General features: G+C 73.0%; 18 protein-coding genes. 11 read left to right on the top strand and 7 right to left on the bottom strand.

The features are described from left to right. The first annotated feature begins 131 nt into the window (after nucleotides 1–131). Nucleotides 132–1,844, top strand: a complete 1,713-nt coding sequence (locus AB0K51_RS31240) for a beta-1,3-glucanase family protein (protein WP_363461016.1) — start codon at nucleotides 132–134, stop codon at nucleotides 1,842–1,844. Between the two features lie 27 nt (nucleotides 1,845–1,871). On the opposite strand, the gene AB0K51_RS31235 is transcribed toward AB0K51_RS31240, so the two are convergent. Next, nucleotides 1,872–2,480: a TetR/AcrR family transcriptional regulator gene (locus tag AB0K51_RS31235; RefSeq protein ID WP_363461014.1), complete on the bottom strand. Its 609-nt coding sequence runs from the start codon at nucleotides 2,478–2,480 to the stop codon at nucleotides 1,872–1,874. Nucleotides 2,481–2,730: 250 nt separating this feature from the next. Between AB0K51_RS31235 and AB0K51_RS31230 the strand changes: the two genes are divergently transcribed. Further along, on the top strand, nucleotides 2,731–3,681 hold the full coding sequence (locus AB0K51_RS31230) for a beta-ketoacyl-ACP synthase III (RefSeq protein WP_363461012.1): 951 nt from the start codon (nucleotides 2,731–2,733) through the stop codon (nucleotides 3,679–3,681). A 68-nt stretch (nucleotides 3,682–3,749) separates the two neighbouring features. Next, a complete protein-coding gene (locus tag AB0K51_RS31225; protein WP_363461010.1) occupies nucleotides 3,750–6,260 on the top strand; it encodes a DUF3516 domain-containing protein in 2,511 nt (836 codons plus the stop codon). A 7-nt stretch (nucleotides 6,261–6,267) separates the two neighbouring features. Here the strand turns inward: AB0K51_RS31225 and cpt are convergent, their stop codons facing one another. After that, a complete protein-coding gene (cpt, locus tag AB0K51_RS31220) occupies nucleotides 6,268–6,801 on the bottom strand; it encodes a chloramphenicol phosphotransferase CPT (protein ID WP_363461008.1) in 534 nt (177 codons plus the stop codon). A 51-nt stretch (nucleotides 6,802–6,852) separates the two neighbouring features. Further along, a complete protein-coding gene (locus AB0K51_RS31215) occupies nucleotides 6,853–7,449 on the bottom strand; it encodes a TetR-like C-terminal domain-containing protein (RefSeq protein ID WP_363461006.1) in 597 nt (198 codons plus the stop codon). A 97-nt stretch (nucleotides 7,450–7,546) separates the two neighbouring features. On the opposite strand from AB0K51_RS31215, the gene AB0K51_RS31210 reads away from it, so the two are divergent. Beyond that, nucleotides 7,547–8,557: a zinc-binding dehydrogenase gene (locus tag AB0K51_RS31210; protein ID WP_363461004.1), complete on the top strand. Its 1,011-nt coding sequence runs from the start codon at nucleotides 7,547–7,549 to the stop codon at nucleotides 8,555–8,557. A 7-nt stretch (nucleotides 8,558–8,564) separates the two neighbouring features. On the opposite strand, the gene AB0K51_RS31205 is transcribed toward AB0K51_RS31210, so the two are convergent. Next, nucleotides 8,565–10,901: a hypothetical protein gene (locus AB0K51_RS31205; protein WP_363461002.1), complete on the bottom strand. Its 2,337-nt coding sequence runs from the start codon at nucleotides 10,899–10,901 to the stop codon at nucleotides 8,565–8,567. A 232-nt stretch (nucleotides 10,902–11,133) separates the two neighbouring features. Between AB0K51_RS31205 and AB0K51_RS31200 the strand changes: the two genes are divergently transcribed. Both AB0K51_RS31200 and AB0K51_RS31195 read left to right on the top strand, forming a co-directional pair. Continuing rightward, nucleotides 11,134–14,064, top strand: coding sequence for a discoidin domain-containing protein (locus AB0K51_RS31200; protein WP_363461000.1), 2,931 nt, complete (start codon nucleotides 11,134–11,136; stop codon nucleotides 14,062–14,064). 126 nt (nucleotides 14,065–14,190) lie between these two features. Beyond that, nucleotides 14,191–15,987, top strand: a complete 1,797-nt coding sequence (locus tag AB0K51_RS31195) for an acyl-CoA dehydrogenase (RefSeq protein WP_363460998.1) — start codon at nucleotides 14,191–14,193, stop codon at nucleotides 15,985–15,987. Between the two features lie 7 nt (nucleotides 15,988–15,994). Here AB0K51_RS31195 and AB0K51_RS31190 read toward each other — a convergent pair whose 3' ends face one another. Continuing rightward, the gene (locus AB0K51_RS31190) at nucleotides 15,995–16,732 is read right to left on the bottom strand and encodes a hypothetical protein (protein ID WP_363460996.1); all 738 of its coding nucleotides are present in this window, start codon (nucleotides 16,730–16,732) and stop codon (nucleotides 15,995–15,997) included. A 204-nt stretch (nucleotides 16,733–16,936) separates the two neighbouring features. On the opposite strand from AB0K51_RS31190, the gene bioB reads away from it, so the two are divergent. The 5 genes from bioB (at nucleotide 16,937) to AB0K51_RS31165 (ending at nucleotide 21,636) form a co-directional block, all read left to right on the top strand. After that, complete coding sequence (bioB, locus tag AB0K51_RS31185; protein WP_363460994.1) at nucleotides 16,937–18,142, top strand: biotin synthase BioB; 1,206 nt, start codon at nucleotides 16,937–16,939, stop codon at nucleotides 18,140–18,142. After that, complete coding sequence (locus AB0K51_RS31180; protein WP_363460991.1) at nucleotides 18,142–19,452, top strand: adenosylmethionine--8-amino-7-oxononanoate transaminase; 1,311 nt, start codon at nucleotides 18,142–18,144, stop codon at nucleotides 19,450–19,452. The genes bioB and AB0K51_RS31180 overlap by 1 nt, the downstream gene beginning before the upstream one ends. Before the next feature lie 96 nt (nucleotides 19,453–19,548). Continuing rightward, nucleotides 19,549–20,280 (top strand): dethiobiotin synthase, encoded by a 732-nt coding sequence (gene bioD / locus AB0K51_RS31175; RefSeq protein ID WP_363460989.1) that lies wholly within the window; start codon nucleotides 19,549–19,551, stop codon nucleotides 20,278–20,280. Between the two features lie 172 nt (nucleotides 20,281–20,452). Further along, nucleotides 20,453–21,223: a dienelactone hydrolase family protein gene (locus AB0K51_RS31170; RefSeq protein WP_363460987.1), complete on the top strand. Its 771-nt coding sequence runs from the start codon at nucleotides 20,453–20,455 to the stop codon at nucleotides 21,221–21,223. 212 nt (nucleotides 21,224–21,435) lie between these two features. Then, nucleotides 21,436–21,636, top strand: a complete 201-nt coding sequence (locus AB0K51_RS31165) for a hypothetical protein (RefSeq protein WP_363460985.1) — start codon at nucleotides 21,436–21,438, stop codon at nucleotides 21,634–21,636. 37 nt (nucleotides 21,637–21,673) lie between these two features. On the opposite strand, the gene AB0K51_RS31160 is transcribed toward AB0K51_RS31165, so the two are convergent. Together AB0K51_RS31160 and AB0K51_RS31155 are read right to left on the bottom strand one after the other, a co-directional pair. Then, a complete protein-coding gene (locus AB0K51_RS31160) occupies nucleotides 21,674–22,108 on the bottom strand; it encodes a VOC family protein (protein WP_363460983.1) in 435 nt (144 codons plus the stop codon). An 83-nt stretch (nucleotides 22,109–22,191) separates the two neighbouring features. After that, entirely contained in the window at nucleotides 22,192–22,614 is a 423-nt protein-coding gene (locus AB0K51_RS31155; protein WP_363460981.1) for a GNAT family N-acetyltransferase, read from the bottom strand. Between the last annotated feature and the right edge of the window lie 102 nt (nucleotides 22,615–22,716).

Raw genomic sequence — 22,716 nt, 5'->3', positions numbered from 1 at the left:
TCCCCGCGCGGCCGGCCGTCCACGACCCCCCGGCCGGCCGCGCACCCTCGCGGCATCCTCCCTGTGCCCCTTGCCAGTTCACCGCGGCTCCACCCGCGGCTCCACCCGCGCAGAACGGACACCCCCACGCCATGACCGCATCCGACCGCGCACCGGTCCCCCGCCCCGCCGCGCACCGCAGGCCGATCTCCCGCCGGACCCTGCTCGCCGCGGCGGGCGCCGCCCTCGCGCTGCCCACCGCCGCCACCCTGCTCAGCGCCAACGCCGACGCCCAGACCCCCGCCACCCTGGCGCTGGACCTCGCCAACACCACCGGCAGCAACACCGTCTACGCCTACGTGGTCGGCCGCGACCCGGCGGCGGGCGGCAGTTGGACCTTCGTGCAGACCGACGGCTCGAGCCTCTACCACCCGCCGAACCCCGCCAACGACCAGACGCCGCTCGGCGTGGACTGCGCGATCCCGCTGAACGCCTCCGGCGCCGCCCCGCGCCGGGTCACCCTGCCCCACCTGGACAGCGGCCGGATCTACTTCTCGGTCGGCGCCAAGCTCACCTTCCTGATGAACCGCGGCGGCGGCCTGGCGATGCCCTCGGTGCTCAACCCCAGCGACGCGAACGCGAACGTCCGCCACGACTTCTGCGAATTCACGTTCAACAACGACCAGTTGTTCGCGAACATCACCTTCGTCGACATGGTCTGCCTGCCGATCGCGTTCCAGCTGGAGACCCCGCAGGGCACCCAGACCGTGCGCGGCCTGCCCTCCGACGGCCTGGCCCGGGTGGCGGCCGCACTGCGCGCGCAGTCCGCCGCCGACGGCAGCGACTGGAGCAAGCTGATCGTCACCTCCGGCGGCTCCGACCTGCGGGTGCTCAGCCCCAACCTGGCGATCCGCGGCAACGGCGCGCTGTTCCCCGGGTACTTCGACTCCTACGTCGACCAGGTGTGGTCCAAGTACACCGGCACCGACCTGAAGATCGACACCCAGTACACCTGGGGCGTCGTCACCGGGCGGGTCAGCGGAAGCACGCTGTCCTTCCCCGGCGTCGGCAGCTTCACCAAGCCCTCGACCGCGGCGATCTTCTCCTGCAGCGACGCGCCGTTCGCCACCGGCAACGACCTGATGGGCAACATCAGCGCCCGGCTGGCCGCCGCCTTCAACCGCACCACGCTGCTGGACGACGCCAATCAGCCGACCGGCGAGAACCCCGCCGCGTTCTACGCCAAGCCGCGCACCAACCACTACGCACGGATCCTGCACTCCACCACGCCAGACGGGCTCGGCTACGCGTTCCCGTACGACGACGTCCACCCGGCCGGGGTCGACTTCGAGGGCAAGGTGCAGCACGGCAGCCCGAGCCGCTTCGTGATCACCGTCGGCGGCCTGGCGGGCGGCGGCACCTCCTCGCCCTCGCCGAGTGCCACCGCCACCGGCGGGACAGTGAGCGCCTTCGGGACCATCCAGGCCGAGTCCTACCGAGCCCAGTCCGGCACCCAGACCGAGGCGTGCTCCGACACCGGCGGCGGCTCGGACGTCGGCTGGCTCGCCAACGGCGACTGGCTGCGCTACAGCCTCGACTTCGGCTCCACCGGCGCCACCCGGATCGACGCCCGGGTCGCCTCCGGCGCGGCGGCCGGGGTCAGCGGCCTGGTCCAGGTCCGCCTCGGCAGCCCCACCGCGACCCCCGTCGGCGGCTTCGCGGTCGGCAACACCGGCGGCTGGCAGACCTGGCGCACCGTCCCCGCGGACCTCTCCCGGATCACCGGCGTCCGGGACGTCTACCTGACCTTCGACTCCGGCCAGCCCGCGGACTTCGTCAACCTCAACTGGTTCGCCTTCTCCTGACCGGCCCCGCCGACCGCACCCGCCGGGCTAACGGACCGTCAGCAGACGGTCCAGCGCCCGGCGGGTGCGGTCGGCGGCCGCAGGGTCGCGCAGCAGCTGCAGGGACTGGTTGAGCGCCAGGTACATCCCCGTCAGCTCGTACACCAGCTGCTCGGGGTCGGTTCCAGGCGCGAGTTCGCCGGCGCTCACGGCCGTCCGCACCTCGGCCGCCAGGCGGCGGCGCCACACCAGCAGCAGCCGGGCCACCGCGGTGCGCACCGGGCCGTCGTGGGCGTCGAACTCGACCGCCGCGGTGGTGAACAGGCACCCGCCCGGGAACACCTCCCGGGCGTGCTCCAGGTACCGGATCCACGCCTCGCACACGGCGCGCAGCCGCCGCTCCCCCGGCGCGACCGCCGCGGCGGGCTCCCACACGAGTTCCTCGAACAGCGTCGCCGCCCGCTCCAGCGTGGCGAGTTGCAGGCCCTCCTTGGTGCCGAAGTGCCCCAGCACGCCGGCCTTGCTCAGCCCCAGGTCCGTCGCGAGCCGCCCGATGGTGAGCCCTTCCAGCCCGTCCACCGACGCCAGCGCCACGCTCCGGTCGACGATCCGCGCCCGGGTCCGCCGCGCCTCGGCCACCGTCCTGCGCGGGCTCATCGACCCACCTCGCTCTCCATGCACTCCGAGCGCCCCATCCTAGGCACCCCGGCTCCCCCGTCAGCCCGCCGATCCTCCTCGCCGAACGTTTCCACCACGCGCCCGGCTTGTTTCGGCGGAGGTGAGCCGTCCGAGGGGTGGGCCGTCCGAGGGGTGGGCCGACAATTAGCATCCGATCGGTCGGTTGCTATATTCCACGGCACCAGAGCGGTGGGCGGCCCCGGGGGCGGCCCTGAGGAGGGATGCCGTCGTGTTCGGAACTCGGATCAGTGCCCTTGGCCACCACCAGCCGGAGCGGGTGCTCACCAACGACGACCTGGCGGCGATGGTGGAGACCAACGACGAGTGGATCCGGCGGCGGACCGGCATCGCCACCCGGCGGATCGCGGCGCCGGACGAGTCGGTGACGGATCTGGCCGCCTCCGCGGCGGCGAAGGCGCTGGCGGCGGCGGGGCTGGAGCCGGGGGAGATCGGGCTGGTCACGGTGGCGACCTGCAGCGCACAGGACCGGTGCCCGTCGATCGCGGCGCAGGTGGCGGGGCGGCTGGGGATCCCGAACGCGGTGGCCTTCGACCTCAACAACGGCTGCGCGGGGTTCTGCACCGCGCTGGCGACGGCCGACCACGCGCTGCGCGCGGGGGCCGCCCGGCACGCGCTGGTGATCGGCGCGGAGAAGATGTCGGACGTCACCGACTGGACCGACCGTCGCACCTGCGTCCTGCTCGGCGACGGCGCGGGCGCGGCGGTGCTGTCGGCGGCGCCGGGCGCGGCCGCGGGGATCGGCCCGGTGGTGTGGGGCTCGGACCCGACCCGGGCGAGCGCGGTGCGGCTGCTGGACGCCTGGCACCCGACGTTCGAGCAGGACGGGCAGGCGGTGTTCCGCTGGGCCACCACCGAGCTGCCGGAGCTCGCCGTGCAGGCCTGCCGGGCGGCCGGGTTGGAGCCGGCCGAGCTGGACGGCGTGGTCACCCACCAGGCGAACCTGCGGATCATCGAGGCGCTGGTGCGCCGGCTCGGGCTGCCGGAGACCGCGGTGATCGCCCGGGACGTGGTGGACTCCGGCAACACCTCGGCGGCCTCCGTCCCGCTGGCCCTGGCCAAGCTGGTGGAACGCGGCGAACTCCCCTCCGGCGCCCGGGTGTTGCTCTTCGCGTTCGGCGGCGGCCTGTCCTGGGCCGGCCAGGTGGTCACCTGCCCGTAGCCGGGCCGCGCCCACCGGTACGCGCCCGAGCTTTGCCCCTGGCGTTACCGGCCAGGCAAGATAGCCTGGTGACCCTCCTGGACCTGATGCCGAAGCCCGCCACGCCCGACTCGCTGTTCGAGACCTTCGCCGAGTGGGCGATGGAGCGCGGTATCACCCTCTACCCCGCCCAGGAGGAGGCGCTGATCGAGCTGGTCTCCGGGAACAACGTGATCCTGGCGACGCCGACCGGCTCCGGGAAGTCCCTGGTCGCGGCGGGCGCGCACTTCGCCGCGCTGGCCGAGGGCAAGCGCACCTTCTACACCGCGCCGATCAAGGCGCTGGTGTCGGAGAAGTTCTTCGACCTGTGCAAGATCTTCGGCACCGAGCAGGTCGGCATGATGACCGGCGACGCCTCGGTCAACCCGAGCGCGCCGATCATCTGCTGCACCGCCGAGGTGCTCGCCCAGATCGCCCTGCACGACGGCCCGCGGGCCGACATCGGACAGGTCGTCATGGACGAGTTCCACTTCTACGCCGAGCCGGACCGCGGCTGGGCCTGGCAGATCCCGCTGCTGGAGCTCCCGCAGGCGCAGTTCCTGCTGATGTCGGCGACCCTGGGCGACGTCCGCCGCTTCGAGGAGGACCTGACCCGCCGCACCGGCCGCCCCACCACCGTGGTGCGCTCGGCGACCCGCCCGGTGCCGCTGTTCTACGAGTACCGCCGCACCTCGCTGCACGACACCCTGGAGGAGCTGCTGAACACCGGTCAGGCGCCGGTGTACGTGGTGCACTTCACGCAGAAGGAGGCCGTCGAGCGGGCGCAGTCCCTGATGAGCATCAACATGTGCTCGAAGCAGGAGAAGGACGCCATCGCCCAGCTGATCGGCAACTTCCGCTTCACCACCAAGTTCGGCCGCAACCTCTCCCGGTACGTGCGGCACGGCATCGGCGTGCACCACGCCGGCATGCTGCCCAAGTACCGCCGCCTGGTGGAGCGCCTCGCGCAGGCCGGCCTGCTGAAGGTGATCTGCGGCACCGACACCCTGGGCGTCGGCGTCAACGTGCCGATCCGCACGGTGCTGTTCACCGCGCTGTCCAAGTACGACGGGCAGCGGGTGCGGATCCTGCGGGCCCGCGAGTTCCACCAGATCGCCGGGCGCGCGGGCCGGGCCGGGTTCGACACCGTCGGCCAGGTGGTGGCGCAGGCGCCGGAGCACGTGGTGGAGAACGACCGGGCGCTGGCCAAGGCCGGGGACGACCCGAAGAAGCGCAAGAAGGTGGTCCGCAAGAAGGCTCCGGAGGGCTTCGTCGGCTGGAGCGAGGAAACGTTCGAGCGGCTGATCGCGGCCGACCCGGAGCCGCTGGTCTCCCGTTTCAAGGTCAGCCACGCGATGCTGCTCTCCGTCATCGGCCGCCCGGGCAACCCGTTCGAGGCGATGCGCAAGCTGCTGACCGACAACCACGAGGACCGTCCGGCGCAGCGCCGGCACATCCGCGCGGCGATCGCCATCTACCGTTCGCTGCTGGAGGGCGGCGTGGTGGAGCGGCTGCCGGAGCCGGACGCCGAGGGCCGCACCGTCCGCCTGACCCTGGACCTGCAGGAGAACTTCGCGCTCAACCAGCCGCTGTCGACCTTCGCGCTGGCCGCCTTCGACCTGCTCGACCCGGAGTCGCCGTCGTACGCGCTGGACGTGGTCTCGGTGGTCGAGGCGACCCTGGACGACCCGCGGCAGATCCTCGCCTCGCAGGAGAACAAGGCCCGCGGCGAGGCCGTCGCGGAGATGAAGCGCGACGGGATCGAGTACGAGGAGCGGATGAACCGGCTCCAGGAGATCACCTACCCGAAGCCGCTGGAGGAGCAGCTCGGCTACGCGTACGAGGTCTACCGCCGGGCGCACCCGTGGATCGGCGACCACCCGCTGCAGCCCAAGTCGGTGGTCCGCGACCTGTACGAGCGCGCGATGACCTTCACCGACTACGTGGGCTTCTACGACCTGGCGCGCACCGAGGGCATCGTGCTGCGGTACCTGGCGAGCGCGTTCAAGGCGCTGGAGCAGACCGTCCCCGAGGACATCAAGACCGACGACCTGAAGGACGTGATCGCCTGGCTCGGCGAGCTGGTCCGGCAGGTCGACTCCTCGCTGCTCGACGAGTGGGAGGCGCTCGCCAACCCGACCGAGCCGGAGGCCGCGGAGGTCCGTCTGGACGACAAGCCGGCGCCGGTCACCGCCAACGCGCGGGCGTTCCGGGTGCTGGTCCGCAACGAGCTGTTCCGCCGGGTGGAGCTCTGCGCGCTGGAGCACTACGACGCGCTGGGCGAGCTCGACGGCGAGGACGGCTGGAACGCCGACCGGTGGGCCGACGCGATGGACGGCTACTGGGAGGAGTACGACGACCTCTTCACCGGTCCGAACGCGCGCGGCCCGAAGATGCTGCTCATCGAGGAGGTCGAGGACGAGGGCCTGTGGCGCCTGCGCCAGATCTTCGACGACCCGAACGGCGACCACGACTGGGGCATCTCCGCCGAGGTCGACCTGTACGGCTCCGACGAGGAGGGCCGCGCCGTCGTCAAGGTCACCTCGGTGGGCGCGCACTGACGGTCCTTCAGCGCACCCGGGCGGCGATGGTGCGGGCGCAGTCGAGCGACTCGTGGCGGGCGGTGTCCACCTCCAGGTCGTAGCGGACGCCGCGGTGCACGGCCTCCGCCTGCGCGGCGGCGGTGCCCGGGGTGCGGTCGCCGCGGGCGAGTTCGCGCCCCGCGACGACGTCGGCCGGGCAGCGCACGCCCACCCACAGCACGTCGAGCCCGCCGAGCACGGCCTCCCAGGACTGCTGGGAGCCGGCACCGGAGAGGAAGACGTCGTCGATGACGATCCGGGCGCCGGCCCGGGCGGTGGCGGCGACGCCGGCCATCCAGGCGGCCTCCAGTTCGCGGAAGGCGGCGCCGATCTCGACCGCCCCGTCGGGCCGCAGGGCGATGCCCGCGTCCGAGTGCCGCAGGGAGGCGGGCATCGCCTCGATCAGGCCGTCGATCGCGAACGCCAGCCAGGGGTGCGGCAGTATCGCCTGCAGGCAGCGCACGATGCTGCTCTTGCCCGAGCTGGACGTGCCGTTGAGCACGATCACCTGAGTCGCCATCAGGCCACCGTAGCGTTCGGGTGACGGGACGTCAGATGAGTTTCCGGCGGGTCAGCGCGGGGCGAGGCCGTCCACCACGAGGGCGACCAGGGCGTCCAGGAACTGCGGGGTGACGGGCTCGCCGAGCAGGAGGTGGCGGGCGAAGAGCGGGCTCATCAGGGCCTCGACGGCGGCGCGGGGCTCCGAGTCGGGGCGGATCTCGCCGCGGTCGGCGGCGCGGCGGATCAGCAGTTCGGCGCGTTCCAGCCGGTCGGCCCAGTAGGCGTCGCGGCTCTGCCGGGTCTCGAGGGTCTGCGGCGCGAGGCTGAGGTGCAGCAGGGCCGGGCCCTCGGGGGTGGCCAGCGACGCGGCCAGCGCGGCGAGCAGGCGGCGCAGGTCCTCGCGAAGGTTCCCGGTGTCGGGCAGCGGCATCGCCTGGTCGCTGTAGTCGGCCAGCGCCTCGCGCAGCAGCTGCTCCCGGCTGCCCCAGTTCCGGTAGACGGACGTCTCGTGCACCCCGGCCGCCGCCGCGACCGCCGCCACCGTCGCCGCCTCCAGGCCGCCCTCCGCTAGCAGCTGCACGGTCGCCGCCAGCACGGCCTGCCGCATCGCCGCGCCGCGGCGCCGCAGCGGGGCGGGGGGCGCGGTCTCCGGCTTCTCCTTGGGCACCGTCGCAGCCTAACGCAGGCGTCCTTGCGTTGCTCCGGGGCGCGACGTAGCCTCGACAACGCAAGTCGCCTTGCGATAGCCCCCGAAGGAGACCGCCATGGCCGTGATGCGCGCCGTCCGACTGCACGTCCCCACCCGGAAGTTGACCGTGGAGGAGGTGCCGCGCCCGGTCCCCGGGCCCGGCCAGGTCCTGGTGAAGGTCGAGGCGGCGGGCGTCTGCCTGTCGGACGTCCACCTCGTCGACGGCTCGCTCACCCCGCTGTACCTGCCCACCGAGAGCGTCACGCTGGGCCACGAAGTCGCGGGCACCGTCGCCGAGTCGGGACCGGACGCGGACAGCTGGCAGGTCGGCGACCGGGTGGTGCTGCAGGCCGGTGAGAAGCGCGGCGCGGCGGTCTGGACCCGCGGGGTGGACTACGACGGCGGCTGGGCGGAGTACGCGCTCGCCCGGGTCGACACGCTGTTCCGGCTGCCCGGGTCGATCCCGTTCGAGCAGGGGTCGATCATCCCGGACGCGGTCTCCACGCCGTGGGGCGCGGTGACCACCACCGGGCGGGTGCGCCCCGGGGAGCCGGTCGGGGTGTGGGGCGTCGGCGGTCTGGGCGCGCACGGCGTGCAGTTGCTGCGTGCGATCGGCGCCCACCCGATCATCGCCGTCGACCCGGCCCCCGCCGCCCGCGAGCGCGCCCTCGCCTTCGGCGCCGACCTGGCCCTCGACTCGGCCGACTCGGAGCTGCGGGCGAAGATCGGCGCGGCCACCGCCGGGGCCGGCCTGGCCGCCGCGTTCGACTTCGCGGGGGTCCCGGCCGTCCGCGAGCAGGCCCTGAAGGTGCTCGGGGCACGCGGCCGGCTGGTCCTGGTCGGCCTGACGGACCAGCCGCTGACCATCGCCGACAGCATCCGCTTCAGCTACCTCCAGCAGCAACTCCTGGGCCACTACGGCTCGGAGGACGACGCCGTCCCGCAGCTCATCGCCCTCGCCGCCGGCGGCCGCCTGGACTTCTCCCGCTCGATCAGCGAGGTCCTCCCCCTCGAACGCGCCGCCGAGGCCGTCGAACGCCTGCACACCAAGCAGGGCGACCCGATCCGCCTGATCCTGCGCCCCTGACGCACCGTCACGCCCAACGGTCGGCCGTCGGTCCCATGTCCGCTCGGACGGCGCCGTCGGCGCGGCCGGAGGGGAGCGACCATCGCTCCAGGGCTTCGTGCCACCTTGCGGGTTGGGCGAACGCGGGCTCTGCGCTCAGGTCCCGCTCGACGGCCAGCCTCCGCAGCCTGCGGGTCAGCCAACTGTCGTTCTCGCGCACCCGGCGCTGCAGGTCGGCCAGACAGGTGACGCCGACGTCGAGGAACACCTTCACCACCTCCGGCCGGCTCAGGTCCTCGTGCAGCTTCGAGAGTTGGGCGATGCCGATCAGGTGGCCGGCGCGCAGCGGCGAGACCTCGAGGTAGTTCGCCAGCTCCTGCCGGTCGGCGCCGCCGGAGGTGCCCGCCATGAGTGCGGCGAAGCTGGTGAGGCCGGCCGCGCGGAGCCGGTCGGCGAACGGGGCGAAGGGCGGGAGTTCGAGCATGCCGAGCCGTTCCTCGATGCCGATGACGTCCATCGTCTCGAGCTTGCGGCGGCGCAGCAGTTCGGCGAAGGACGGGTCGGCCCTGAGGTTGCGCCGGTCCTTCTCGGTGGCGATGGCGAACGCCAGGTGGTCCTCGAGTTCGCCGAGTTCGCCCGGCCGCAGTCCGCAGTGGCGGATCAGGGCGGCCAACCGGGCGTAGGAGTAGGCGAGTTCGGGCGAGGGAACGGGCTCGGGCACCGGGGACTTCCAGGTCGACTGCCGCGGCCCGCGGTGGCGCTCCTGGTCCCGGATCAGCTTGAGGATGTCGCCGATGAGCTCGGAGGTCTTCTTCATGGCCCCGATGTAGCGGCGCAGTTCGCCGGTGTCGAAGCGTCTGCTCTCCTGCTCGCACCGGTCGTCCAGGTCGTCGCAGGCCCTCGTCAGCTCCGCGGTGGCGGCCTCGGCGTCGGAGACCAGTTTCGGTTCGCTCTCCATCAGCTTGGTGATCTTCCTGCGGTCGGGCCGGCCGTGTTCGCCGAGGTAGGCGCCGATCCAGAGGGCGATCTGGCTGTACAGCGATTCGAGGTAGACGGCCTCCCAGCCGTACTCGATGTCGCCGTTCTCGTCCTTCGCGAGCGCGATCAGGGGCGCCAGCAGTCGGGCGAAGCGGAGCCGGTCCTCGGGCTTCTGGCTGGTGGCCACGAACTGGGCGGTCAGGTAGTCGAAGCGTGCCGGTCCGTAGCCCGGCTGGATGTGGACCGCCTGTCTGAGCAGTGCGCGTTGCAGGGGCGGGTCGTTGACCAGGGCGGGGTCGGCGGCGATGACGTGGAGGGCGACGGCCGTCCACTGTTTCGCTCCGCAGAGTCCACGGCTCACCTCCCGGTGGCCCTTGCTGAGCCCGACCAGGACGCAGGCGGCCGCACCGGTGAGGAGTTGCGCGCGGGCCCGGTCGGTGGCTTCCGTGAGGGCGGGCTCGGCGGCGTCGGGGGGAATGGCGGGCAGGCCGAGTTCGGGGCGGCTGACCAAGGCGCTGAAGGCGTGCATGCCGTTGCGGGTGAGGGTCACGGTGACCCGGTCGCGGTCGACGGTGGTCACCCGGGCCCGCCAGGTGAGGCCCGGGCGGATGGCGTACAGGATCTTGGCGACGGCGCCGGCGATGTTGCCGGCCGGCATCGCGCTGAGGTCCTCGCTGAGCAGTTTGCTCAACTCGGACGCGCGGGAGATGCCGAGTTTCTTGTCGACCGGCTTGGTGCTCAGGTGCTGCAGCCGGCTGAGCACGTAGTCGGAGGCCGCGGGGTCGGCCGCGCCGGTCGGGTCCTGCGCCTCGACCTGGATGCGCAGGCTCTGGCCGAGGGCGGTGGAGACCGCGGTCACCCCGAGGACGACGAGGCCGACACCGGCGACGATCAGCCTGCCTTCGTGTGCGGCCGTCAGGAAGTAAGCGAGCAGACCGGTCCAGAGCAGCGCGAGCGCGAGCGCGGTGCCCGACGGCATGACGAACCGCGGCCGGGTGAAGTGTCCGTGGTTCCACCGCAGACCGTGGGCCAGCGCGACCAGCACGACGCCGGGGAGGACGACTCCGAGCGGGAAGGCGACGACCAGCCAGAGCGCGTCGTGGAACGGGGCGAACATCGGGTAGACGGTGGCGAGGGCGCCGACCGCGAGCATCGCCGCACCGCCCACCGCCGCCCAGCACCAGATCGACCTCGACTTCCAGGCGTCAGCGCGGCAGGAGACCATCACGCGGGTCAGCAGACCGCTTAAGGCGATCAGCACGGCCAGCACGATCGCGGCGACGATCACCACCACCCCCATCGGCCTGACCCAGTCCGCGAAGAACTGGTTCCAGCGGGCGGTGTCGGCGGCGATCGTCGATGCGACCGGCGCGGCAAGGAGCACCATCACGTCACCTCGGGGTCTCTCCCCCTCCTCCGAAACTAGGCCGAACAGGTGGGGTACGCACGACGGCACGACCTGGCGGTGGGGTCGAGTTCCCTCGGGATCCAATCGCTGATCTTGCGTCAATCTGTATATTTTTTGCACTTACCCGTGGACTTCGTACCACCGCGCGCCTACGCTCGGCACGCCCGGCCACCACCCGGGCCATTCCCCCCTGCAGGAAGCACGGTCACCCATGCAGAATCCCCCCACACATGGCAGGCGGACCGTCGCCTCGCTGACCGCTCTCGCCCTCGGCGCGGCCGGCCTGATGACCGCGGTGGTCGTCAACGCCGGTTCGGCGCACGCCGCGGGCGTCCCGGCGCTGTCGCCGCTGAGCGTGCCGGGTCGCGGCGCCGGCGTCCCGTTCGTCGAGCAGGAGGCCGAGTACGCGGCCACCAACGGCACCGTGGTCGCTCCCGACCGGCTCTACGGACACCTGGTCTCGGAGGCCTCGGGCCGGCAGGCCGTGACGCTGAACGCGGTCGGCCAGTACGTCGAGTTCACGCTCACCGCGGCGGCCAACGCGATCGACTTCCGCTACAGCCTGCCCGACTCGTCCGACGGCAAGGGCCGGGACGCCTCGATGGACCTGCTGGTCAACGGGCAGCAGCTGAAGAGCGTCCCGGTGACCTCCAAGTACAGCTGGTACTACGGCGGTTACCCGTTCAACAACAACCCCGGCGACAGCAACCCGCACCACTTCTTCGACGAGACCCGGACGCTGCTCGGCAGCAGCTACCCGGCCGGCACCAAGATCCGGCTGCAGGTCTCCTCGACCGCCCAGTCGCCGACCTTCACCATCGACCTGGCGGACTTCGAGAACGTCGCCCCGCCGATCGCCAAGCCCGCGAACGCGATCGACGTGGTCGCGGACTTCGGCGCCGACCCCACCGGCGCCACCGACTCCACCGCCAAGTTCCAGTCCGCGGTCAACGCCGGTGCGGCGCAAGGCCGGACGGTCTACATCCCGCAGGGCAACTTCACCCTGTACGACCACGTGGTGGTCGACAGGGTGACCCTGGCCGGGGCGGGCCCCTGGTACAGCGTGCTCGGCGGCCGCGACCCGATCAACCGCAACCGCGCGGCGGGCATCTACGGCAAGTACGTGTCCGGCGGCGGCTACGGCGGCGCGATCCGGCCGCAGGAGGCCGGCGGTCCCAGCCAGAACGTCACGCTGAAGGACTTCGCGATCATCGGCGACGTGCGCGAGCGGGTCGACGACGACCAGGTCAACGGCCTCGGCGGCGCGATGTCGAACTCCACGGTGGACGACCTGTGGATCCAGCACACCAAGGTCGGCGCGTGGATGGACGGTCCGATGGACCACTTCACCATCAAGAACAGCCGCATCCTCGACCAGACCGCCGACGGCGTGAACTTCCACACCGGCGTCACCAACTCGACCGTCACCAACACCTTCCTGCGCAACACCGGTGACGACGGCCTGGCCTCCTGGCCGGAGCGGGTGGCGAACACCAACGACAGCTTCACCCACAACACCGTGGTGCTGCCGATCCTCGCCAACAACATCGTCACGTACGGCGGCAAGGACTTCACCATCTCGGACAACGTGATGGCGGACACCATCACCAACGGCGGCGGCCTGCACATCGCCAACCGCTACCCGGGCGTCTCCTCCGGCAACGGCACGGCCGTCGCGGGCACCATCACGGCCGCCCGCAACACCCTGATCCGCACCGGCAACAGCGACTTCAACTGGCAGTTCGGCGTCGGCGCGATCTGGTTCGACGGTCTCAACGAGCCGATCAACGGCGCGACCATCAACGTCACCGACACCGACATCCTGGACTCCTCCTACGAGGCGATCCAGACCATCGAGGGCGGCGTCACAGGCGTCAACATGACCAACGTGAACATCGACGGCGCGGGCACCTACGCCATCCAGGCGCAGGCCAACGCCCAGATGAAGTTCACCAACGTCACCGCGAAGCACATCGCCCAGGCGGCCACCCCGGTGCACAACTGCGTCGGCACCGGCTTCCAGATCACCGACGGCGGCGGCAACTCCGGGATCAGCGGCTCGACCTGCACCGGCCAGTGGCCGGCCCCGGTCTGGACCTACAACGGCGTCCCGGCGGGCGGCGGCACCTCCAGCCCCTCGCCGAGCCCGTCCCCGTCCACCTCGGCCTCGTCCTCGCCGTCCCCGTCGCCGAGCCCGTCCACCAGCACCCCGCCGGTCTGCCCGAGCGGCACCGGGAACATCGCGCAGGGCAAGAGCGCCACCGCCTCCGGCACCAACGGCGGCTTCCCGGCGCAGAACGCGGTCGACGGTGACGCCAACTCGTACTGGGAGAGCGCCAACAACGCCTTCCCGCAGTGGATCCAGGTCGACCTGGGCTGCGCGGTGAGCCTGTCCAAGGCCGTGCTGAAGCTCCCGCCGCCCTCGGCGTGGGCGACCCGCACCCAGACCATCACCGTCCAGGGCTCCACCGACGGCAGCACCTTCACCACCCTGACCGGCTCCGCCGGCTACACCTTCGACCCCGCCACCGGCAACACCGCCACCGTCAACCTGCCCGCCACCAGCACCCGTTACCTGCGGCTGACGTTCACCGGCAACACCGGCTGGCCCGCCGGCCAGCTCTCCGAGCTGCAGGCCTTCCTGGGCACCGGCGCGACCGGCTCGCCCTCGCCGTCGCCGAGCCCGTCCTCCTCCAGCACCCCGCCGGCCTGCAACCCGGGCAGCGGCAACCTGGCGCAGGGCAAGCCGGCCACCGCCTCCGGCACCAGCCAGACCTACGGCCCGGGCAACGCGGTCGACGGTGACGCCAACTCGTACTGGGAGAGCGCCAACAACGCCTTCCCGCAGTGGATCCAGGTCGACCTCGGGTGCGCCACAACGCTCGCCCGGGCCGTGCTGAAGCTTCCGCCGCCCTCGGCGTGGGCGACCCGCACCCAGACCATCACCGTCCAGGGCTCCACCGACGGCAGCACCTTCACCACCCTGACCGGCTCCGCGGGCTACACCTTCGACCCCGCCACCGGCAACACCGCCACCGTCAACCTGCCCGCCACCAGCACCCGTTACCTGCGGCTGACCTTCACCGGCAACACCGGCTGGCCCGCCGGCCAGCTCTCCGAGCTGCAGCTCTTCAACTCCTGACCCGTCCCCCGACAGCCGGGCCCGACCCCTCCCCACGGGGGTCGGGCCCGGCGTCGCACTCCTCCCGCCCGGCGCTACCCGCGAGTAGGATCACCGCCTACGGTCCCCTCCCCCGAACGGTGCGCCATGACCTCGCTGCTGCTGTCCCGCCGTGACCTGGACTTCCTGCTGTACGACTGGCTCGACGCCACCGCGCTGACCTCCCGGGAGCGCTACGCCGAGCACGACCGGGAGACCTTCGACGCGGTGCTGGAGCTGGCCGAGGAGATCGCCACCCGGCACTTCGCCCCGCACAACCGCCTCGCCGACCTGAACGAGCCGCGCTTCGACGGCGAGCGGGTGCACCTGGTCCCGGAGGTGAAGGCCGCGCTGGAGGTGTTCGCCGGCTCCGGGCTGCTCTCCGCCGCGATGGACCGCCAGCTGGGCGGCCAGCAGCTGCCCACGGTGATCGCCAACGCCTGCATGGCCTGGTTCCACGCCGCCAACGTCGGCACCGCCGCCTACCCGTTCCTCACCGTCGCCAACGCCAACCTGCTGGCCGCGTACGGCAGTCCGCAGCAGGTCGAGACGTACGTCCGCCCGCTGGCGGCGGGCCGGTTCTTCGGCACCATGTGCCTGTCCGAGCCGCAGGCCGGCTCCTCGCTGGCCGACGTGCGCACCCGGGCGGAGCGGCAGGAGGACGGCCGGTACCGGCTGTTCGGCACCAAGATGTGGATCTCCGGCGGCGACCACGAGCTGACCGAGAACATCGTCCACCTGGTGCTGGCGCGCACCCCCGGCGCACCGGCGGGCGTGAAGGGGCTGTCGCTGTTCGTCGTCCCCAAGTACCTGGTCACGCCGGAGGGTTCGCTCGGCGAGCGGAACGACGTGGCACTGGCCGGGCTCAACCACAAGATGGGCTACCGGGGCACCGTCAACACGGTGCTGAACTTCGGCGAGGGCACCCGCACGCCGGAGGGCGCGGCGGGCGCGGTCGGCGAACTGGTCGGCGAGGAGGGCCGCGGGCTGGCCTACATGTTCCACATGATGAACGAGGCCCGTACCGGCGTCGGCCTGGGCGCCACCGCGCTCGGCTACACCGGCTACCTGCACGCCCTGGACTACGCCCGCACCCGCCCGCAGGGCCGCCCGCTGACCGCCCGCGATCCCGAGGCCCCGCAGGTGCCGATCATCGAGCACCCGGACGTCCGCCGCATGCTGCTGGCGCAGAAGGCCTACGTGGAGGGCGCGTTGGCGCTCAGCCTGTACTGCAGCCGGTTGATCGACGAGCAGCGCACCGGCCCGCGGAAGGCCGAACGCGACCGCGCCGGGCGGCTGTTGGAGGTGCTGACGCCGATCGCCAAGAGCTGGCCCTCGCAGTGGTGCCTGGCCGCCAACGACCTGGCCATCCAGGTGCACGGCGGCTACGGCTACACCCGGGACTACCCGGTGGAGCAGTTCTACCGGGACAACCGGCTGAACGCGATCCACGAGGGCACCCACGGCATCCAGGGCCTGGACCTGCTGGGCCGCAAGGCGGTCCAGGACGGCGGCGCGGGGCTGGCGCTGCTGCTGGAGTCCTTCGCCGCGACCGCCGCCCGGGCCACCGCCGCGGGCGGCGAGGCGGCGGACTTCGCTGCGGCGCTCGTCGCCGCCGGCGACCGGATCGCCCGCAGCACGGCGGCATTGTGGTCGGCCGGCGACCCGGAGCTGGCGCTGCCGAACGCCTCGGTCTACCTGGAGGCGGTCGGGCACACCGTGCTGGCCTGGATCTGGCTGGAGCAGTACCTCGCGCTGGGCGCCGCCGACGAGCCGTTCCACCGCGGCAAGCGGCAGGCCGCGCGCTACTTCTTCCGCGTCGAACTCCCGCGCACCGCAGCCCAGTTCGACCTACTGGACAGCCTGGACCGGACCGCCGCGGAGACCTCGCCGGACTGGTTCTGAGCGGCCGTCACATCCACATGAAGGGCGACCCGGCCGCCGCGGCGGCGGACCGGGTGGAGTCGATCAGCAGCGCGTCGGGGGCCGTCCCGGCGCGCTGGTCGGCGTAGCGGGAGAGCGTGACGGTCAGGTAGTGGCCGGCCTGCTCGATGCGGGCGGCGGTCATCGGCTTGACCGTGGCGGCGGGGGCGCCCACGCCGTCGGGGTAGGTGAACTCGAAGTCGGCGGCCTTGTCCCGGATCGCCTCCAGCGCCCGGCCGGCCGCGCGCGGGTCGGCGAACCGCAGCACCGCGACGCTGCTGATCACCTGCTGGTCGGTGCGGGTGAGGGCGAGGGCGAGCCAGCCCTGGCAGGACAGGTCCTTGAGCAGGTCGCGGGTCTTGTCGAGCTGGATCGCCTGGCAGTCGGCGCCGTCCCGCCCGGCCGTGCGGCGGGCCCGGTAGCCGTCCAGCTCGATCGCCCGCTGGGCGGGGAAGTACCGCTCGGTGTTGAAGGACTGAGCCTCGGTCAGCGGCGGAGCGGCCTGCCCCACGGCGAGCGGGGAGGCGGACGGCTGGTTGCTGGTCGGGCCGAGGCCGGGCAGCACGTCGCCCGGGTGGGGCTTGCTGACCAGCCACACCCCGCCGGCGGCGAGCGCAGCGACGATGCTCCACATGGCGGCCTTGCGCCCGCGCTCGCCCGCGGACCGGTGTCCGGCCGGTGGCTGGTGCTCGGCCGCGAGGGTGTGCGGCTGCCGCTGCGAGGTCATGGCGGAGATTGTAAGCAGCTGATCGGACCGTCTGTCCGGCGGGTCGGACGTCTGGGAACCAACGCGGCCGGCGGTCGCCGCCCAGGTCGATCCGGTCGGGGCTACTGTGAGCGCCGACACTGTGACAACTCGCACATCCCGGCGGCGATCTTCTGGCGTGTCCCCTCTGGCGCAAGCCGTCGCGGCCCAGGCAGGATCAGGCGCATGGAACTCCTCGACACCCTCACCGCCAAGGGCCTCCGCCGGGAACTGCCGACCCGCGAGGAGGCGCTGGCCGTCCTGGCCACCACCGACGACGAGTTGCTGGACGTGGTCGCGGCCGCCGGTCGGGTGCGGCGGCAGTGGTTCGGCCGCCGGGTGAAGCTCAACTACCTGGTCAACCTGAAGAGCGGGCTGTGCCCGGAGGACTGCTCCTACTGTTCGCAGCGTCTCGGCTCGAAGGCGGAGATCCTCAAGTACACCTGGCTGAAGCCGGACCAGGCGGCCGAGGCCGCGGCGGCGGGCGTCGCCGGCGGCGCGAAGCGGGTCTGCCTGGTGGCCAGCGGCCGCGGCCCGACGGACCGTGACATCGACCGGGTCGCCGACACCATCGCCGCGATCAAGGGCGCCGACGAGACCGTCGAGGTCTGCGCGTGCCTCGGCCTGCTCTCCGACAACCAGGCGGAGCGGCTGAAGGCGGCCGGTGCGGACGCCTACAACCACAACCTGAACACCTCCGAGGGCACCTACGGCGACATCACCACCACCCACACCTACGCGGACCGGGTGGACACCGTCACCAAGGCCCACGGCGCGGGCCTGTCGGCCTGCTCGGGCCTGATCGCCGGCATGGGCGAGAGCGACTCGGACCTGGTCGACGTGGTCTTCGCCCTGCGCGAGCTCGACCCCGACTCGGTGCCGGTGAACTTCCTGATCCCGTTCGAGGGCACCCCGCTGGCCGAGGAGTGGAACCTCACCCCGCAGCGCTGCCTGCGCATCCTGGCGATGGTCCGCTTCGTCTGCCCGGACATCGAGGTGCGGATCGCCGGCGGCCGCGAGGTCCACCTGCGCGCGATGCAGCCGCTCGGCCTGCACATCGCCAACTCGATCTTCCTCGGCGACTACCTGACCAGCGAGGGCCAGGCCGGCCAGGCCGACCTCGACATGATCCGGGACGCCGGCTTCGAGGTCGAGGGCGCCGACCAGACCACCCTGCCCCGACACCGCGTCAGCTCCGGCTGCGGCGGCGGCGCGGAGCACGACTGCGCCTCCGGCTCCTGCGGCACCGGCGCCTGCGGCCCGTGCGGCGGCCACGCCGAGGAGGCGCCCGAGCTCGCCCCGGTCGCCGCCGAGGCGTCCGACGAGGCCCGCACCGACCTGGTCCGGGTCCGCCGCCGCGGCGCCGGCACCGAGCTGGCCCCGAACGCCTGATGACGGCGACACCCATGGACCCGGCCCGGCTGCTCGAACTGGACCGGGCCCACGTCTGGCACCCGTACGGCCCGATGCCCGGCACCGTGCAGCCGCTGGTGGTGGAGTCCGCCGCCGGGGTGCGGCTGCGGCTGGCCGAGCCGGTCGGCGGGCACCGGGAACTGGTGGACGGGATGTCGTCCTGGTGGGCGGCGATCCACGGCTACCGGCACCCCGAGCTGGACGCGGCGGTGCGCGGGCAGCTCGACCGGATGAGCCACGTCATGTTCGGCGGGCTGACCCACCAGCCCGCCGTCGAACTCGCGGCCCGGCTGGTCGAGTTGACGCCCGAGCCGCTGCAGCACGTGTTCCTCGCCGACTCCGGTTCGGTGTCGGTCGAGGTGGCGCTGAAGATGTGCCTGCAGTACTGGGTGTCGATCGGCCGGCCGGACAAGCGCCGGGTGCTCACCTGGCGCGGCGGCTACCACGGCGACACCTTCCACCCCATGTCGGTGTGCGACCCCGAGGGCGGGATGCACCACCTGTGGGGCGGCGTGCTGCCCCGTCAGCTGTTCGCCGCCGAGCCGCCGGCCGGCTTCGACGAGGCACCGGACGCGGCGTACCTCGCCCACCTCGCCGAGCTGATCGAGACCCACGCCGACGAGCTGGCCGCGGTCATCGTCGAGCCGGTGGTACAGGGCGCGGGCGGCATGCGCTTCCACTCCCCCGGCTACCTGCGGGCGCTGCGCGAGCTGTGCGACGCCCACGACGTGCTGCTGGTCTTCGACGAGATCGCCACCGGCTTCGGCCGCACCGGCGAACTCTTCGCGGCCGACCACGCGGGCGTCTCGCCGGACGTGATGTGCCTCGGCAAGGCGCTGACCGGCGGCTACCTGACGCTGGCCGCCACGCTCTGCACCACCCGGGTGGCCGACGGCATCTCGCGCGGCGAGGTCCCGGTGCTGGCCCACGGCCCGACCTACATGGGCAACCCGCTGGCCACGGCCGTCGCCAACGCCTCCATCGACCTGTTGCTGCGTCAGGACTGGCGCACCGAGGTCAAACGCATCGAGGCGGGGCTGCTGGACGGCCTCGCCCCCTGCGCGGAGCTCCCCGGCGTCCGGGACGTCCGCGTCCTCGGCGCGATCGGCGTGGTCCAGCTGGACGCCCCGGTCGACATGGCCGCCGCGACCGCCGCCGCGACCGCCCACGGCGTCTGGCTGCGGCCCTTCCGCGACCTGATCTACACCATGCCGCCGTTCATCACCACCGACGACGACCTGGCCACGATCACCCGGGCGGTGGCCGCCGCCGCAGCGGCCTCCGCCTGACCGACGCCGTCGCAGTGGGGGTGTCGGCAGCCCCCGCCCGGTCACCGATGTTCGTCAGGCAGCACTCACCCCACGAGAACCGAGGAAGCACCAGCCATGTCCGTCCTGTTCGTCACCGGCACCGGCACCGAGGTCGGCAAGACCGTGACCACTGCGGCCGTGGCCGCGCTCGCGGCCGGGGCGGTCGCGGTGCTGAAGCCCGGTCAGACCGGGGTGGCGCCGGGCGAGCCGGGGGACGTCGCGGAGGTGCTGCGGCTGGCCGGGCCGGCCGTGCACGGGGTGGAGCTGGTCCGGTACCCGGAGCCGCTGGCCCCGGACACCGCGGCGCACCGCTCCGGCCTGCCCACGCTCTCCCCGGCCGAGGTGGCCGAGACGGTCGCCGCACTCGCCGACCGCCACGGCACCGTCCTGGTGGAGGGTGCGGGCGGCCTGCTGGTCCGCTACGACGAGCAGGGCCGCACCCTCGCCGACATGGCGGCGGCCACCCTCGCCCTGGGCGTGCCGGTGGAGTTCCTGCTGGTGGCCGCGGCCGGCCTGGGCACCCTCAACACCACCGCGCTGACCGCCGAGGCACTGCGCCACCGCGGTCTGCCGGTGCGCGGCGTGGTGGTCGGCAGCTGGCCCGCCGACCCCGACCTGGCGGCCCGCTGCAACCTCGCCGACCTGCCCGCGGTGGCCGGTGCCCCGCTGCTCGGCGCCGTCCCGGCGGGCGCGGCCGCCCACGACGCCACCGCCTTCCGCACCCTCGCCGCCGCCTCGCTCGCCCCGTCGCTCGGCGGCACCTGGGACGCCGCCGCCTTCACCGTCCGCCACGCCGCGGCGTTCTGACGCGCCGTCACACCGGCTGCCGCGCTGCCATCGCTCACCGCTCGCCGCCGCCTCCGCCGCTGACACCCCGTCAGTCGATCACGCTCCGACCGGCGGGAGTACCCTGACGCCTGACGTGTACCCGGCGTCCCGGACCCACCCGCCGGGGCGCCCTGCCAGTACGGGGGAAGAAGTGCCGCGTTCGGACGCTCCGAGCTCCACCGCCGTGTCGGCCCGCTGGGCGCAGCCCGCCGACGGGCCCGAGATCTACCTCGCCGCGCCCACCGATCAGCCGCCCGCCGCCACCGTGGTGGTCGGGATGGAGCTGTTCGGCGTCACCGCCTGGGTCCGCGGGATCTGCCACCGCCTGGCCGCCGCCGGATTCGCCGCCGCCGCACCGGACTTCTTCGGCCGCGTGCGCCCCCGCGCCGAACTCGGCTACCACGACCGCGGCCGCGAGGAGGGCTTCCACCTGCTGGGCTCCCTCACCCCCGAGCAGGTGGCCGCCGACACCGCCAACGCCCTCACCTTGGGTACCGGACTCGGCGCAGGACCCGGCCGCGGCTTCGCCGGCTTCTCCCTCGGCGGCCACCTGGCCCTGCTGGCCGGGACGCTGCTCCCGCTCGACGTGATCACCGCCTGCTACCCCGGCTGGGCCATCGACGGCGGCATCGCGCTCGCCGACCCCGAGCCCCCGCTCTCCCCCGCCGGGGCCGCCGCCCTCGCCTCCCACGGCACCACCGTCCTCGGCCTGGTCGGCGAGCAGGACCACGTCGTCCCGCCCGAGCAGTGGGAGCGCATCGGCCGGCGCCTGACCACCGCGGGCGTCCGCCACGAACTCGTCAGCTACCCCGACACCCCGCACGGCTTCCTCTGCGAGGACCGGCCGGCCACCTACCGCCCGCACGCCGCCGACGACGCCTGGTCGCGCATCCTCAAGGCCCTGGAGCCGCTGCGCCCCTGACCCTCGGCGCCCCGCCCACAGCTGACCGTTCATCAGCCGGACGCTGTCGCCGCGGCAGGTCTGCTCGGCTCGCTTGACGACGGCGGGCCGAGCGGGTCGCAGCTGCTGTCCGCGGGGGCACCGGGCTCCGCCGAACGGGCGGCACACCGTCACCTCCGGGCCCGCGCGGACGTTGACCGACCGTCACCGCCTCGCCCTGCCAAGGACTGCCGATGCGCACCGCCCTCACCGCTCAGGCCCTCACCGCTCTGGCCCTCGTCGCCGCCGTCCTGCTCCCCGCCGGCTCGGCCGCCGCCGCGGAGCCCGTCCCCGACCAGGGCTACTCGATCCCCGTGGGCGCCATCACCGACCTCGGTGCCCTCCCCGTCCTCGCCACCCTCGGCAACGACTTCGCCCACCTCCTGGGGAAGTGACGCGGGGAGGGAACCGGGGAGGTTCCACCGGCGGCGGTCAGTCGAGGCAGAACTCGTTGCCCTCGACGTCGAGCATCACGATGCAGGACTCGTTCTCCTCGTCGGCGTACAGGATGCGGTCGATGCTCGCGCCGAGCGCGATGAGGCGGTCGGCTTCGGCCTGGAGGGTGGCGAGTCGCTCGGCGCCGACGAGTCCGGTGCCGGCGCGGACGTCGAGGTGGACGCGGTTCTTGACGACCTTGCCCTCGGGGACGCGCTGGAAGTAGAGGCGCGGGCCCACGCCCGACGGGTCGGTGCAGGAGAACCAGGCGTCGCGGTTCTCCGGCGGCAGCGAGGCGTTGAAGTCGTCCCAGGAGGCGAAGCCCTCCGGAGGAGCCGGGGCGACGTACCCGAGGACCTCGCACCAGAAGCGGGCGACGCGCTCGGGCGACGCGCAGTCGAACGTGACCTGAACCTGCCTAACGGATGCCATCGGGCCACCATAGCAGCGGGCCGACCGGTCGTTCCCGTGCGGTGCAACGGTCCCGCAAGGCCCGCTCCGAGCCTGACGACGCGTCAGCCCAGGGGCTTGGTCCAGCGCCGCCACCGGTCCTCGCGGGCGTAGCCGGCGGCGTGCCAGGCGGCTTGGCCGAGGGCGTTGTGCTCCAGGACCATCGCGTCGGCGCGGCGGCCGCCGAGGGCGGCGAAGCGGGTGTGGGCGGCGTCGAGCAGGGCGGTGCCGATGCCCTGACGGCGGGCGTCCGGGTGGACCGCGAGGCGGTAGAGGTGGCAGCGCCAGCCGTCGTGGCCCGCGATGACGGTACCGAGGATGGCGCCCTCGCGTTCGGCGAGGATCAGGGCCTCGGGGTCGCGTTCGATCAGCCGGGTCACGCCGTCCGCGTCGTCGGTGATGCTGGTGCCCTCGGCCGCCACGGCCCAGAACGCCAGCACGGCGGGGATCTCGTCCACGCGTGCGGTCCGCAGCAGGTAGTCGCTCATGGCCCGTTCCCTAAGAATGTGAGGCGGTCCGGGAGGACCGGGTATGGCTGATGGCGCGTTGCCCTCGAGGGCTCGGAAGGAATGGCCGCCCGGTCCTCCGGG

The organism is Kitasatospora sp. NPDC049285 (assembly GCF_040678815.1).
Classification (GTDB): domain Bacteria; phylum Actinomycetota; class Actinomycetes; order Streptomycetales; family Streptomycetaceae; genus Kitasatospora.
This window is presented reverse-complemented; position numbering and strand designations above follow the sequence as displayed.